Here is a 12948-nt window from a genome sequence, read left to right as displayed (position 1 = left end):
TCATCACCTTCGGCATCCTGTATTTCGGGATCGGCAAGATGATGGTGCCCAGGGTGCAGGGCGTGATGGACCTGCGCGAACAACGGATCGCACAGGATCTCGCCAACGCCGAAAAGGCGCGGGCGGAGGCGGACACGACCGAGGCGGCATGGACCGCTCAGATGGATGCCGCGCGCGCCGCGGCGCAGGCCGAGGTGGGCAAGGCGAAGGCGCAAGCCGCCGCCGCCGCCGAATCGCAGCTGCGCTCTGCGGATGCCGAACTGTCCGAGCGCGTCGCCCATCATGACGTGGCGATCGCCAACGCCAAGGCGGCGGCGATGGTCAATGTGCAGACGATCGCGGCCGAGGCGGCGCAGGAGCTGGTGCAGCGCCTGTCCGGGGTGGCCGTCCCTTCCGATGCCGCCAACGAAGCGGTGCGCAGGCAGTTGATCCATGGCTAATCCCTCCTCCACCGTCGCGCAGGATATCGAGGCGCAGCCGCTCGAAACCCATGATGTCGCCAATGGCGGCGGCATGACCGGCACCGTGCACGGCGGGGCGGTCGAACATGCCGCGCCGACCGCGCTGGGCTTCAACGACACCGGCTGGGTCGGGATCGCCGCGCTGGTCGTGCTGATCGGCATGGTGCTGATGAAGGTGCCCGCCGCGATCGGCGCGATGCTCGACAAGCGTATCGGCGAGATCCGCCGCCAGCTTGGCGAGGCCGCGCAGCTGCGCCGCGAGGCCGAAGCGCTCCGCGACGAATATGCCGCCAAGGCCCGTTCCGCCGAGGCCGACGCCGCCGCGATGCGCGAGAATGCGCATCATGAAGCAGCGGCGATCGTCACCAAGGCGAAGGCGGATACCGAAGTGCTGATGGATCGGCGCGCACGCATGGCGGAGGACAAGATCGCCGCCGCCGAGCGTTCCGCGATCGCCGAAGTGCGCAAGCGCACCGCCGAGGCCGCCGCCGCCGCCGCCGCGGTATTGATCGCCGAGCGGCACGGTGTCGATGCCGATAAGGCACTGGTCGACCGCGCGATTGCGGGTGTGGGGCGGCTCAACTGATCGCCCATCCGGCCGGCTGCGAGCGGCCGGCCTGATGGCCCCCGACTTAGCCTCTGCGTGAGTGGAGCTTGCCGCGTCAGGCGCTCCATCCGACGCAGGCCGGCGGCGCTCGTGTGTCTCGCAGACTGACATGACGAAGCGATAGGCGGCTGCCGGCGCCATGCCGGCCGACCGGTGGCGTCGTGCATATCGCGGCTTCAATCCCGGCGTCGCACACCCTAGATCGCACGCGATGACAGGCAACTACGGCCCCCCCGACCGCTTCAACGAAGAACAGGCCACCTTCACCGTCCGGGGCGCGGATACGCCCGATCTGGAAACCGGCGTCGCGGCGATCCGCAACGTGCTGCGCACGCTGCCGCTGAAACCCGGCGTGTATCGGATGCACGATGCCAAGGGCGATGTGCTGTACGTCGGCAAGGCACGCGCGCTGAAGAATCGCGTTGGCAATTACGTGCAGGTCGACCGCCTGTCGAAACGGTTGCAGCGGATGGTGTCGCTGACCCGGTCGATGACGATCGTCACCACCAATAACGAGGCGGAGGCGCTGCTACTCGAGGCGCAGCTGATCAAGCGGTATCGCCCCGCGTACAACGTGTTGCTGCGCGACGATAAGAGCTTCCCGTTCATCCTGCTGCGCGCCGATCATGATTTTCCGCGGATCCAGAAACATCGCGGCGCGCGGCGCGCCAAGGGCGAATATTACGGCCCTTTCGCCAGCGCGGGCAGCGTCAACAATACGCTGAATGCCCTGCAGAAGCTGTTCCTGCTGCGTAGCTGCACCGACGGCTTCTTCAAGACGCGCGATCGCCCGTGTCTGCTGTACCAGATCAAGCGATGCTCGGCGCCGTGCGTCGGGCGGATCGACAAGGCGGGGTATGAGGAACTGATCGGCGACGCGAAGAAATTTCTCGCCGGCAAGACCACTGACGTGCAGGCGAAGCTGGGCACGCAGATGCAGGCGGCAGCCGAAGCGATGGACTTCGAGCTGGCGGCGGTGCTGCGCGACCGGCTGAAGGCACTGACGTTCATCCAGGGCACGCAGTTCATCAATGCCGAGGGGGTGGGGGATGCCGATATCTTCGCGCTCGCCTGTCACGAGGGAGTGATCGGGATCGAGGCGTTCTTCATCCGCGGGGGCCAGAATTGGGGACACCGCAGCTTTTTCCCGGCGCATACCGCGGAGGTGCCGGAAGATGAGGTGTTGCAGCTGTTCCTGATGCAATTCTACGAGGAGGTGCCCCCGGCTCGCACCGTGCTGCTGGATCGCGTGCTGCCAGAGGCGGAGGTGCTTGCACAGGCCTTGGGCGAGCAGGCGGGGCGCAAGGTGGAATTGTCGGTGCCGCAGCGGGGCGTGCGCAAGCGCCTGCTCGATCAGGCGTCGCGCAACGCCCGCGAGGCGCTGGAGCGCCGGCTGGCGGAGAGCACCACCCAGGCGAGATTGCATCGCGAAGTCGCCGATCTGTTCGAACTGGCGGAGCCGCCCGACCGGATCGAGATCTACGACAACAGCCATATCCAGGGCGCGCATGCGCTGGGGGCGATGGTGGTCGCGGGGCCGGAGGGCTTTCGAAAGGGCCAGTATCGCAAATTCAACGTGCGCGAAAAGGAGATCGCCGGCGACGATTTCGCGATGATGCGCGAGATGCTGACCCGCCGCTTCGCACGGGCGTTGGAGGAGGATCCGGATCGTGATGGCGATAGCTGGCCCGATCTGGTGTTGATCGACGGCGGCCGCGGACAGTTGAACGCGGCCAAGGCGGTGCTGGAGGATCTGGGGATCGAGGATCTCTGTATGGTCGGCGTCGCCAAGGGGCCACACCATGGCCGCGAGGGACGTGAGGTGTTTCACCTGATGGACGGGCGCGAACTGATGCTGCCCGTCAACGCGCCGGTGTTGTTCTACCTGCAACGCCTGCGCGACGAGGCGCACCGTTTCGCGATCGGGGCGCATCGGCAGAAGCGCGCCAAGGCGATGGGGGCCAGCCCGCTGGATGAGGTCCCCGGGATCGGCCCGGCGCGCAAGAAGGCGCTGCTGATGCATTTCGGCACTGGCCGGGCGGTGCGCAACGCCAGCCTGGAGGATCTGCGCAAGGCGCCGGGTGTATCGGCGGCGGTGGCGCAGCAGGTGTATGACTTCTACCACGCGCGATAGGGCATGGCGGGCGATCACGCGGCGAGGCCGTGAAGGCCCGCTTTACCTTCCTATCCTATATCGCGCGTGATGCCTGACGTCTTCCTCACGATCGATACCGAGTTGCGCTGGCGGCATCATGCCGCCGGGCTGCCGCGCGATGCGATCGTGGCGCGATCGATCGAGCCCGCCGGGGTGGGGGTGACATGGCAGCTCGAACGCCTCGCGCACTTCGGGTTGAAGGCGTGCTTCTTCGTCGATCCGATGCCGGCCACGATCTATGGCAATGATGCGATCGCGCCGGTGGTGGAGCGGATCCTGCGCGCGGGGCAGGAGGTGCAACTGCACCTTCACGCCAATTGGGCGGGCGCGCGGGCGGGGGATCGCGGCGCGGCGCATGGCCGGTTCGAGCTGATCGATCATGATGCCGCCGCCCAGGGGACGCTGATCGATCAGGCGACCGATCTCCTGATGGCGGCAGGCGCGCCGCGCCCCGTCGCTTTCCGTGCGGGGAGTTATGGTGCCGATGACGCGACGCTTGATGCGCTCGCCGCGCGCGGCTTCACGATCGACAGTAGCCACAACGGCGCCCACGCCCTCTGGCCCAGCCGGATCGCGCTGCCGCCGGGGCAGATCGCGCCATGCCGGCATCGCGGCGTGATCGAGGTGCCGGTGACGGTGATCCACGATACGCCCCGGCGATGGCGCAACGTGCAGATCTGCGCGCTGTCGACCGCCGAGATGCGCGCCGCGTTGCGCCATGCGGTGCGCCACGATCATGCTGCGGTGACGATCGTCAGCCACAGTTTCGAATGTGCCAATCGCGCGGGGACCGCGCCCAATCGCATCCATGTGCGCCGCTTCGAGGCATTGTGCGAGATGCTCGCGGCGAACGGCGGTGACCTGCCGACCCGCCATTTCGCCACCGCGCCCGCACTGCGGCTGGAGCAAGCCGATCGCCCGCTGCCGCCCGCGCCGTGGCGACGTCGTCGGCGACAGCTCGAACAGGCGTGGTCGACGCTGGTGGCGGAGCGTGGGTGATGGAGGGATTGCGGCTACAGCTCGGCGCGCGCACGCTGCTGACGATCCCGCGCCGATTGATGGGGGTGGGCCTGTCGCTCGATCAGGCGCTGGCGGGGGAGGTGCCCGCGCTACCCTCCTTGCCGCCAGGGCACCACGGCTGGATGCTCCGTTCGCTGCCGGACGGCGCGACGATCGCCGCATCCGGCCCGCGCTTCGTCCGCCAGCATTACCGCCGCCACTATGTCGATCTCGCCGCTGGCGAGGCGGCATGGCGTGCCGCGATGTCGGCGTCGACACGCGCCACCTTGCGCCGCAAGGCGAAGCGGATCGAGTCACGGGCGGGCGCGACTTGCCGGATCGAGCGGTATCGCACCGCCGAAGAGATGATGCTGTTCCACCCGCTCGCGCGGCAGGTGGCGGCGCTCACCTATCAGGAACGGCTGCTCGGCAGCGCCTTGCCCGCCGATGCCGGCTTCGTCGCGCGGATGCTGCGGCTGGCGGCGGCGGACGGCGCGCGCGGGTGGCTGCTGTTTCTCGGCGATACGCCGGTCGCCTATCTGTGGTGTTCGGCGGAGGGGAGCGCGTGGCGCTACGATCATGTCGGGCATGATCCCGCTCATGCGCCGCTGTCGCCCGGCACGGTGCTGATGGAGGCGGCGCTGGTCGATTTGTTTGCCGACCGGCTGCCGCGATTCGATTTCACCGAAGGCGAGGGTCAGCACAAAAGCTCGTTCGCGACGCATGCGGTCGCGTGCCACGATATGTTGCTGCTGCGTCCGGGGCCGACCAATCACGCGGCCCTGGCGCTACTGCGCGGGTTCGATGCCGGCGTGGCGATCGGCAAGCAAGCGAGCACGGCCGCATGGCTGCGCCCGATCGTCAGGCGGCTGCGACGGTGATGGCGGATCTGGCGGGTCGCGCTTACATGTCGATCGATGCGCGATCGCCGCCCGCCTTTCCGTCGTAGCTCCGCGCCGGCGGTCGCGCGCGCCGCATGCACCTGATCGCGGACGCCATTCTGCTGGCGGTGCGCAGCCATGGGGAACATGGCGCGGTGGCGCGGCCGTTCACGCGCGATCATGGCGTGCAGCCGGGTTATGTCCGTGGCGGCCATTCGCGCCGGCTGCGGCCGATCCTGCAGCCAGCGAATGCGTTGCGTGGGGAATGGCGCGCGCGAACCGACGAGCAATTGGCGGCGCTGACGGTCGAATTGCTGCACAGTCGCGCGCCCTTGTTCGCGGAACCCCTGCCGGCCGTGGCGCTCGACTGGCTGACGGTGCTGACCGCCGCCGCACTGCCCGAGGCGCAGCCCTATCCGCGTCTTTACGATGCGCTTGGCGGCGTGCTCGATGCGATCGAGGCGGCACCGTCGGCGCGCGGCTGGGCGGGCAGCGTCGCGCGATACGAATTGCTGCTGCTCGCCGAACTGGGCTTCGGGCTCGATCTGTCCGCCTGTGTCGCCACCGGCGCGACCGACGATTTGGCGTTCGTCAGCCCGAAGAGCGGCGGCGCGGTCAGTCGCGGGGCGGCCGCCGGCTATGAGGCGCGACTGTTCCCGCTGCCGCCTTTCCTGTGCGAGGGCGGCTCGGCGAGCGGCGACGAGGTGATCGCCGCGCTGGCGATCACCGGGCATTTCCTGGCGCGCGATATCATGATCGATCGGCGGCGCGAGGGATTGGCGGCGCGCGAGCGGCTGCTGGCGCGGTTGCAAAGAGCGATTGCGTGACGCGGCGCGGCGCGCCATGCGACACGATCATGACCGACACGAAATTGATCGCGATTCTGCCGGGAGACGGCATCGGCCCCGAAGTGACGCAAGAGGCACGGCGCGTGCTGGATGCGCTCGATCTGCCGCTGCATTTCGAGGAGGCGGCGGTCGGCGGCGCCGCCTATCGCGCGAGCGGGCACCCGCTGCCCCCCGCGACGCTGGATCTGGCGCGGCGTGCCGACGCGATCCTGTTCGGTGCGGTTGGCGACCCCGCCTGTGATTCGCTCGATCGGCAGCTACGCCCGGAGCAGGCGATTCTGGGCCTGCGCAAGCATCTGGCGACCTTCGCCAACCTGCGCCCCGCCAAGATCTTTCCGGGGCTGGAAGACGCCTCCACGCTGAAGCCGGAAGTGGCCGGCGCGATCGATCTGGTGATCGTGCGCGAGCTGAATGGCGACGTCTATTTCGGGGAGAAGGGCCGCCGCACCACCGCCGCGGGCCTGCGCGAAGGGCATGACCTGATGCGCTATGATGAGGACGAGGTCCGCCGGATCGCGCATATCGGCTTTCAGACCGCCGCGAAGCGACGCGGCAAATTGTGTTCGGTCGACAAGGCGAATGTCCTCGAAACCTCGCAATTGTGGCGCGATGTCGTGATCGAGGTGGCGGCGGATTACCCGCAGATCGAGTTGACGCACATGTACGTGGACAATGCCGCGATGCAGCTGGTGCGTGATCCCGGTGCGTTCGATACGATCGTTACCGGCAATCTGTTCGGCGATATCCTGTCGGATCAGGCCAGCATGTGCGTCGGCTCGATCGGGATGCTGCCTTCCGCCTCGCTCGATGCCGATGGCAAGGGATTGTACGAGCCGATCCATGGCTCGGCACCCGATATCGCGGGCCAGGGGAAGGCCAATCCCTGCGCCGCGATCCTGTCGGCGGCAATGCTGCTGCGCCATTCGCTGGCGATGCCCGAAGCCGCCGATCGTATCGAGCATGCGGTCGCCACCGCGTTGCGCAGTGGTGCGCGGACCGCGGACATGGGCGGCGCGATGTCCACCACGGCGATGGGTGAGGCGGTGCTGGCCGCGCTCTGATGCCCGCCGGAAGTGCCGTGATGGCGACATCCCCCGACCGCGCGATGCTCGACGTGGCGGTGGTCATCCCGACGTTCAACGAACGCGCCAACGTGCCCGTGCTGATCGAGCGGATCGGGCGCGCGCTGGCGGGGTGGCGTTGGGAAGCGATCTTCGTCGACGATGACAGCCCCGACGGCACCGCCGATGCGATCCGCGCGATCGGCATGATCGACCCCCGCGTGCGGGTGATTCACCGGATCGGCCGGCGTGGCCTGTCGACCGCCTGTATCGAGGGGATGTGCGCCACCGCCGCGCCGCTGGTGGCGGTGATGGACGGCGATCTGCAGCATGACGAAACGCTGCTGTCGCAGATGGCGGCGGCATTGCGCGACGATGCGACGCTCGATCTGGCGGTCGGGTCGCGTTTCGTCGCTGGCGGCGGGACGGGGGAGTGGGATCGGGATCGGCTCGCCAAGTCGGCCCTTGCGACGCGGCTTGCGGGGCTGGTGCTGCGCTCCGACCTGGCCGACCCGATGAGCGGTTTCTTCATGACGCGGGCGGCGCTGGTCCGCGATCTGGTGCCGCGGCTGGGCGGGATCGGGTTCAAGATCCTGCTCGATATCATGAGCGCCAGCCCGCGCCCGCTGCGCTTCGTCGAACTGCCCTACGTCTTCCGCGTCCGTTCCGCGGGGGAGAGCAAGCTCGATCATGTCGTCGCGCTCGAATATCTGATCGCTCTGTATGATCGGCGGATGGGGCGGATCGTTCCGGTGCGCTTCGCGATGTTCTCGGCGATCGGGGCGCTCGGCGCGGCGGTGCATATGGCCATATTGGTGCTGACCTACGTCATGCTCGGCTGGTCGTTCCTTGCCGGCACGATCGCGGCGACGCTGGTGGCGATGACGGTCAACTTCTTCCTCAACAACGCGCTGACCTATCGCGATCGCCGGCTGCGCGGGATGAAGGCGCTGTTCGACGGCTGGGTGGCGTTCTGCCTCGTCTGTTCGGTGGGCGCGGTCGCGAATGTCGGGGTGGCGGCCTTCCTGCACGACGTTCGGCAGGGGGCATGGGCGGCATCCGCGCTGCTGGGCGTGCTGGTCGGCGCGGTATGGAATTACGCGCTGTCGTCGCGGTTCACCTGGGGGCGGTATCGGTAGGCCGTCCGTAACGGCCCGTCACACCCAGCTGGCGAACCACGTCCAGCGCCGGAACGCGCCGGCATGCGCGAGCGGCTCGGCCGACAGCACCGGCAGGAAATAGAGCGTCAGGGTGGCGGCGAGCGCCAGATACAGCTCGATCCAGCCGCCCAGCCGCGCGCGCCATTGTTCCAGCGCGACCGCCAGCACCACCGCCAGGAATACGCTCGCGGGATAGTAATAATAATAGAAGCCCAGCGATTTGGGGATCACTGCGAAGATGCCCACCGCGAAGGTCCAGAGCGCCGCTGCCGCCAGCAGCCGCGCCGCGCCGTTCCGCACCCAGCCAGCGTAGCAGGCCGCCACCGCGACCAGCCCGCCCCACATCACCGCCGGATTGCCGATCATCAGGATGCCGCGCTGTACCCCGGCGACCGGCTCGTACAGATACCAGATCGGGCGGATCATCAACGGCCATGTGCGCCAGTTCGATTGATAGGTGTGCGGCGGCAGCACCTGCGTCTGGCGCAGATACATTTCGTACTGGAAGGGGATCAGCCCACGCCACGTCATCGCGTCATGCGCGTAGAAGAAGGCGGGCGCGAACGTCGCCGCATAGGCCAGCACCGAGATACCGCCGAGCAGCCCGAGGGCGAGTGGCGGGTTCAGTCCAGGCCAGCGATCCGGCCGTCCGCGTCGCATCCCCAGATAGCCGATCGCGGCGGCGCCGACATAAGGGGCGGCGGCCCACTTGCAGGCCGTCGCCAGCCCCAGCATCATCGCGCCCGCGCTCCAGCGCGCCGCGCTGCCGGTCGTCATGCTCTGGCCCAGCAGCGCGATCCCCCAGACGAGGAACGGCAGCATGAACGTATCGAGCATCGCGATCCGCGCCTGGACGTAGACGGTGAAGCCCAGCAACGCGAGCGTTGCCGCCAACACCCCACCGCGCGTCGTGCGCGTCAGCAGCCGCCCGAGCGCGAACACGCCCGCGATCGTCGCCGCGCCGGCAACGGTGGAAAAGAAGCGCCAGCCGAACGGGGTATCGCCGAACAGCCAGATGCCCAGCGCGATCGCTTCCTTCCCCAGCAGCGGATGCTCGATATTCTCCGGCCCCGACAGCGCCAGCAGCGCGTGCGCGGCGCGGACGTAATGCACCTCGTCGAATACGATCTGTGCCGGCACCGTGACGCGGAACAGGAAGATCAGCCACGCCGCGACGGTGATCGCGCCACCGACGACCCACGGCTTGTCATCGATCCGGGGGGGTGATGTCGGCACTGGCATGGTCGAACCCTTGGCACGCCCCGCGCCGCCGATCACGCTGAATCGCGTTTGCGGGCACCGCCCCCTTGTTTCGTTACGCCCCGGGAGGCAAAGCGTCCCCATGAAGCGCCGCACCGGACAGGACCGATCGATCACGCAGACGTGGCGGCCCGCCACGCAGGCCATTCGCGGGGGCACCGCCCGATCCGAATTCGGGGAAACGTCGGAAGCGCTCTTCCTGACGTCGGGCTACAGCTACGACCGGGCTGAGGATGCCGCCGCGCGGTTCGCCGGCGAGCAGACAGGGATGACCTATTCCCGGTTGCAAAACCCCACCGTCGAGATGCTCGAGCAGCGCATCGCCCTGCTGGAAGGGGCGGAGGCGTGCCGCACGATGGCGACCGGAATGGCGGCGATGACCGCGGTGCTGTTGTGCCAGCTGCAGCAGGGCGATCATGTCGTCGCCGGGCGCGCCGCCTTTGGCTCGTGTCGCTGGCTGGTCGACACCCTGCTGCCCAAATTCGGTATCCAGTCGACGACCATCGATGCGCGCGATCCGCAAGCGTTCGAGGATGCGGTGAAGCCGAACACGAAGCTGTTCTTCTTCGAAACGCCCGCCAATCCGACGATGGACGTGGTCGATCTGCGCGCGGTGTGCGGCATCGCGCGTGAACGCGGTATCCTCAGCGTGGTCGACAATGCCTTCGCCACGCCGGCCTTGCAGCGCCCGATGGAGTTCGGCGCGGATGTGACGGCTTATTCCGCGACCAAGATGATGGACGGGCAGGGGCGCGTGCTGGCGGGCGCGGTGTGCGGGACAGAGGATTTCATCACCAACACGCTGCTGCCGTTCACCCGCAATACCGGGCCGACGCTTAGCGCCTTCAATGCCTGGGTGGTGCTGAAGGGGCTGGAAACGCTCGACCTGCGGATCCGCCGCCAGTCGGATCATGCGCTGGCGGTGGGGCGGTTTCTGGAGGGGCGGGTGCCGCGCATCCTGCATCCGGGCCTGCCCAGCCATCCGCAGCACGAGCTGGCGATGAGCCAGATGGTCGCGACCGGCCCGATCTTCGCATTCGAGGTGGAGGGCCGGGCGCAGGCGCTCGCCTTGCTCAACGCGCTGACGCTGATCGACATTTCGAACAACATCGGGGATTCGCGCTCGTTGATGACGCATCCCGCCTCGACCACCCATTATGGCGTCGCGGCAGAGGCACGCGCGGAGATGGGGGTGACCGAGGGGCTGTTGCGGCTCAACGTTGGCCTGGAAGATCCTGCCGACCTGATCGACGATCTGGATCAGGCGTTACGTCAGGTGGGGCTGTGACGCCGTCGATGTCGATGGGTGCGCTGTTCCCGGACTCGACGACGACCGGCGCGGTGACAGTGCGCGTCTCCGCCAGCTATCTGCCCGAGCAATCGGAGCCGGCACGCGGCCGCTGGTTCTGGGCCTATCACATCCGGATCGAGAATGCCGGTCCGGGGGCGGTCCAGTTGCTGACGCGCCACTGGGTGATCACCGATGGTCGCGGCGCGCGGCACAGCGTCGAGGGGGAAGGCGTGGTCGGCGAGCAGCCGCTGATCGCGGCAGAGGCGAGTTACGATTACGTGTCCGGCTGCCCGCTGTCGACGCCGACCGGATCGATGCAGGGCCGCTATCGCATGATGGCGGAGGATGGCGGGATGTTCGACGTCGCGATACCCCGCTTCGCGCTGACCGCGCCAACGGTGGCGGACTAGGGGGCGACGCGGTGAAGCGGACGCACCTTCCCCTCAACGGCCTGCGCGTGCTGGACGCGGCGGCGCGGCATCTGTCGTTCACCCGCGCGGCGGACGAACTCGCGGTGACCCCGGCGGCGGTGGGGCAGCAGATCCGCGCGCTGGAGGATACGCTGGGCGTCGTGCTGTTCCGGCGTACCACCAAGGGGCTGGAGCTGACCCCCGAAGGCGACGCCGGGCTGGCCGCACTGCGGCAGGGCTTCCTCGAATTCGAGGAGGCGGTGCGTGCCATGCAGGCGGGCCAGTCGTCCAAGTCGCTGACGATCGCGGCGCCGCGTGACGTGACCGAAAAATGGCTGTTGCCGCGGCTGGCGGCGATTTCGGCAACCGATCCCGAGACACGCTTCGCGCTGGTGAGCGCCGACGAGGCGATCGATTTCACCGAAGCCAATCTCGATCTGGCGATCCGCTGGGGTGAGGGGCCGGGGGAATATGAGGGCGAGGCGATCGAGAGCGATGGGCTCGTGACGGTCGAGCATCCCGGTGGCAGCGTCATGACGGCGATCGGCTGGCCGGGGGCGGCGGGTGACGGGGCGACGCTGGTGCGCGTCGGGGATGCGGGGCTGGCGATCGATGCCGCGGCGGCCGGGCTGGGGCGGGCGACCGTGCCCGAGATGCTGGCGGCGCACGATCTGGCGGCGGGGCGCGTGGTGCGGGTGGGCGAAGCCCAGCCATCGCGCCACGGCTATTGGCTGGTCGCGCCGACACCGCAATGGCGGCAGAAGAAAGTGCAGGCGCTGGTCGAGGCGCTGGGTGACTGACGGCGGCCGCGGCGCCGCCCCCGATTACGCCGCGTCCGGCAGGGCCCGCCGGACGATCACCACCGCCGCGACCGCGACGACCGCGCCGATCAGCATATCCGACAGGTAATGCGTCCCCTCCACCGGCGTGGACAGCAGCATTGCGGCGTTGAGCGTCAGCAATGGCCAGCGCAGCCGCCGGATCGGCCAGGCGGCGTGGATGTACAGCACGGCGGCGGCGGTGTGAAAGCTCGGCGCCGACACGAGACCGTGCAGATGCGCGAAATCGATCGTCCGCTCGGCGCCGCTGCGTAGCAACGGGATCATGCCGATCTGCCATTGTTGGCTGTCCGGCCAATAGGGGATCGGGCCGCGCCAGAGGTAAGAGAAGGGGCCGACCGCGGGAAGGAACGCGAACAGCGCCAGCGTGAGGACCGCCGCCAGCCAGAACGTCGCAAGGAACCGCCGCGCCGCGTCGCGTCGTCCGGTCGCCGCATGATAGCCGAGCAGCAGTGCGGGCGTGATATAGATGCTGCGATAGGCGGCGAGCCCCAGCCATTGCAGCGCGGGGTGGGAGGCGACGACGCGATACCAGCGCAACCAGTCGAACCCCAGCAGCGTATCGATACGCTGCAGACCCGCGTCGTGGAACCCGATCGTCAGCGCCGAAATCGGGTAACTGGCGGTGGCCCCGGTCAACGCGATCAGCATGAAGGCGGCGTAATGGCCCGCCGCTTCCGGCAGCGCGGCCGCGCGCGTCGGGACGAGCAACGGTCCGGCGAGCCGCAGCGCCACCGCTGCCAGGCCGCACAGCAGGAACGGCGTCGCGCCGGTGATCGACAATCCCGCGCCCCGGACAAGGCATAAGGTCAATAGCGTCGAGGTTGCGATGCACAGCCACAGCCGGCGATCACGCGCATCGCCAAGCACCGCGGGCATCGCGCGGGGCGGCACGGCGCGATGGGCGGTGGCGCTGGCGGCGGGGCGGGGGGTGGTGGGGGGAAACGGCAAGGATCATGCTCCGGGAGGAGCCGGC

General features: G+C 68.5%; 13 protein-coding genes. 11 read left to right on the top strand and 2 right to left on the bottom strand.

The window, feature by feature from the left end; genetic code table 11:
* Positions 1-2: 2 nt before the first annotated feature.
* From ACFDSW_RS04690 to ACFDSW_RS04655, 8 genes are all read left to right on the top strand, one after another.
* Positions 3-440: an ATPase gene (locus ACFDSW_RS04690; protein WP_375249115.1), complete on the top strand. Its 438-nt coding sequence runs from the start codon at positions 3-5 to the stop codon at positions 438-440.
* Positions 433-1047: a hypothetical protein gene (locus ACFDSW_RS04685; RefSeq protein ID WP_375249114.1), complete on the top strand. Its 615-nt coding sequence runs from the start codon at positions 433-435 to the stop codon at positions 1045-1047. The genes ACFDSW_RS04690 and ACFDSW_RS04685 overlap by 8 nt, the downstream gene beginning before the upstream one ends.
* A gap of 232 nt (positions 1048-1279) precedes the next feature.
* A complete protein-coding gene (uvrC, locus tag ACFDSW_RS04680; protein WP_375249113.1) occupies positions 1280-3202 on the top strand; it encodes an excinuclease ABC subunit UvrC in 1923 nt (640 codons plus the stop codon).
* A 69-nt stretch (positions 3203-3271) separates the two neighbouring features.
* A complete protein-coding gene (locus ACFDSW_RS04675; protein ID WP_375249112.1) occupies positions 3272-4222 on the top strand; it encodes a polysaccharide deacetylase in 951 nt (316 codons plus the stop codon).
* Positions 4192-5103: a GNAT family N-acetyltransferase gene (locus tag ACFDSW_RS04670; RefSeq protein ID WP_375249111.1), complete on the top strand. Its 912-nt coding sequence runs from the start codon at positions 4192-4194 to the stop codon at positions 5101-5103. The genes ACFDSW_RS04675 and ACFDSW_RS04670 overlap by 31 nt, the downstream gene beginning before the upstream one ends.
* A gap of 95 nt (positions 5104-5198) precedes the next feature.
* Positions 5199-5930 carry a DNA repair protein RecO gene (gene recO, locus ACFDSW_RS04665; RefSeq protein ID WP_375249110.1) on the top strand — a complete coding sequence of 244 codons (732 nt, stop codon included), beginning with the start codon at positions 5199-5201 and terminating at the stop codon, positions 5928-5930.
* Positions 5931-5959: 29 nt separating this feature from the next.
* Positions 5960-7012, top strand: coding sequence for a 3-isopropylmalate dehydrogenase (leuB, locus tag ACFDSW_RS04660; protein WP_375249109.1), 1053 nt, complete (start codon positions 5960-5962; stop codon positions 7010-7012).
* A gap of 20 nt (positions 7013-7032) precedes the next feature.
* Positions 7033-8151, top strand: a complete 1119-nt coding sequence (locus ACFDSW_RS04655) for a glycosyltransferase family 2 protein (protein WP_375249108.1) — start codon at positions 7033-7035, stop codon at positions 8149-8151.
* Positions 8152-8169: 18 nt separating this feature from the next.
* On the opposite strand, the gene ACFDSW_RS04650 is transcribed toward ACFDSW_RS04655, so the two are convergent.
* On the bottom strand, positions 8170-9414 hold the full coding sequence (locus tag ACFDSW_RS04650; RefSeq protein WP_375249107.1) for a glycosyltransferase family 39 protein: 1245 nt from the start codon (positions 9412-9414) through the stop codon (positions 8170-8172).
* Positions 9415-9514: 100 nt separating this feature from the next.
* On the opposite strand from ACFDSW_RS04650, the gene ACFDSW_RS04645 reads away from it, so the two are divergent.
* The 3 genes from ACFDSW_RS04645 to ACFDSW_RS04635 are packed head-to-tail and all read left to right on the top strand — an operon-like array spanning position 9515 to position 11933.
* The gene (locus tag ACFDSW_RS04645; protein WP_375249106.1) at positions 9515-10720 is read left to right on the top strand and encodes a trans-sulfuration enzyme family protein; all 1206 of its coding nucleotides are present in this window, start codon (positions 9515-9517) and stop codon (positions 10718-10720) included.
* 14 nt (positions 10721-10734) lie between these two features.
* On the top strand, positions 10735-11133 hold the full coding sequence (apaG, locus tag ACFDSW_RS04640) for a Co2+/Mg2+ efflux protein ApaG (RefSeq protein WP_375249118.1): 399 nt from the start codon (positions 10735-10737) through the stop codon (positions 11131-11133).
* Positions 11134-11144: 11 nt separating this feature from the next.
* Positions 11145-11933, top strand: coding sequence for a LysR family transcriptional regulator (locus ACFDSW_RS04635; RefSeq protein ID WP_375249105.1), 789 nt, complete (start codon positions 11145-11147; stop codon positions 11931-11933).
* A gap of 24 nt (positions 11934-11957) precedes the next feature.
* Here the strand turns inward: ACFDSW_RS04635 and ACFDSW_RS04630 are convergent, their stop codons facing one another.
* Positions 11958-12923, bottom strand: a complete 966-nt coding sequence (locus tag ACFDSW_RS04630; RefSeq protein WP_375249104.1) for a phosphatase PAP2 family protein — start codon at positions 12921-12923, stop codon at positions 11958-11960.
* Positions 12924-12948 lie beyond the last annotated feature (25 nt).

The sequence above is a fragment of the Sphingomonas sp. genome (assembly GCF_042091075.1).
Taxonomy (GTDB): Bacteria; Pseudomonadota; Alphaproteobacteria; order Sphingomonadales; family Sphingomonadaceae; genus Sphingomonas.
The sequence above is the reverse complement of the archived record's forward strand: the minus strand, read 5'-3'. Positions and strand labels throughout refer to the sequence as shown.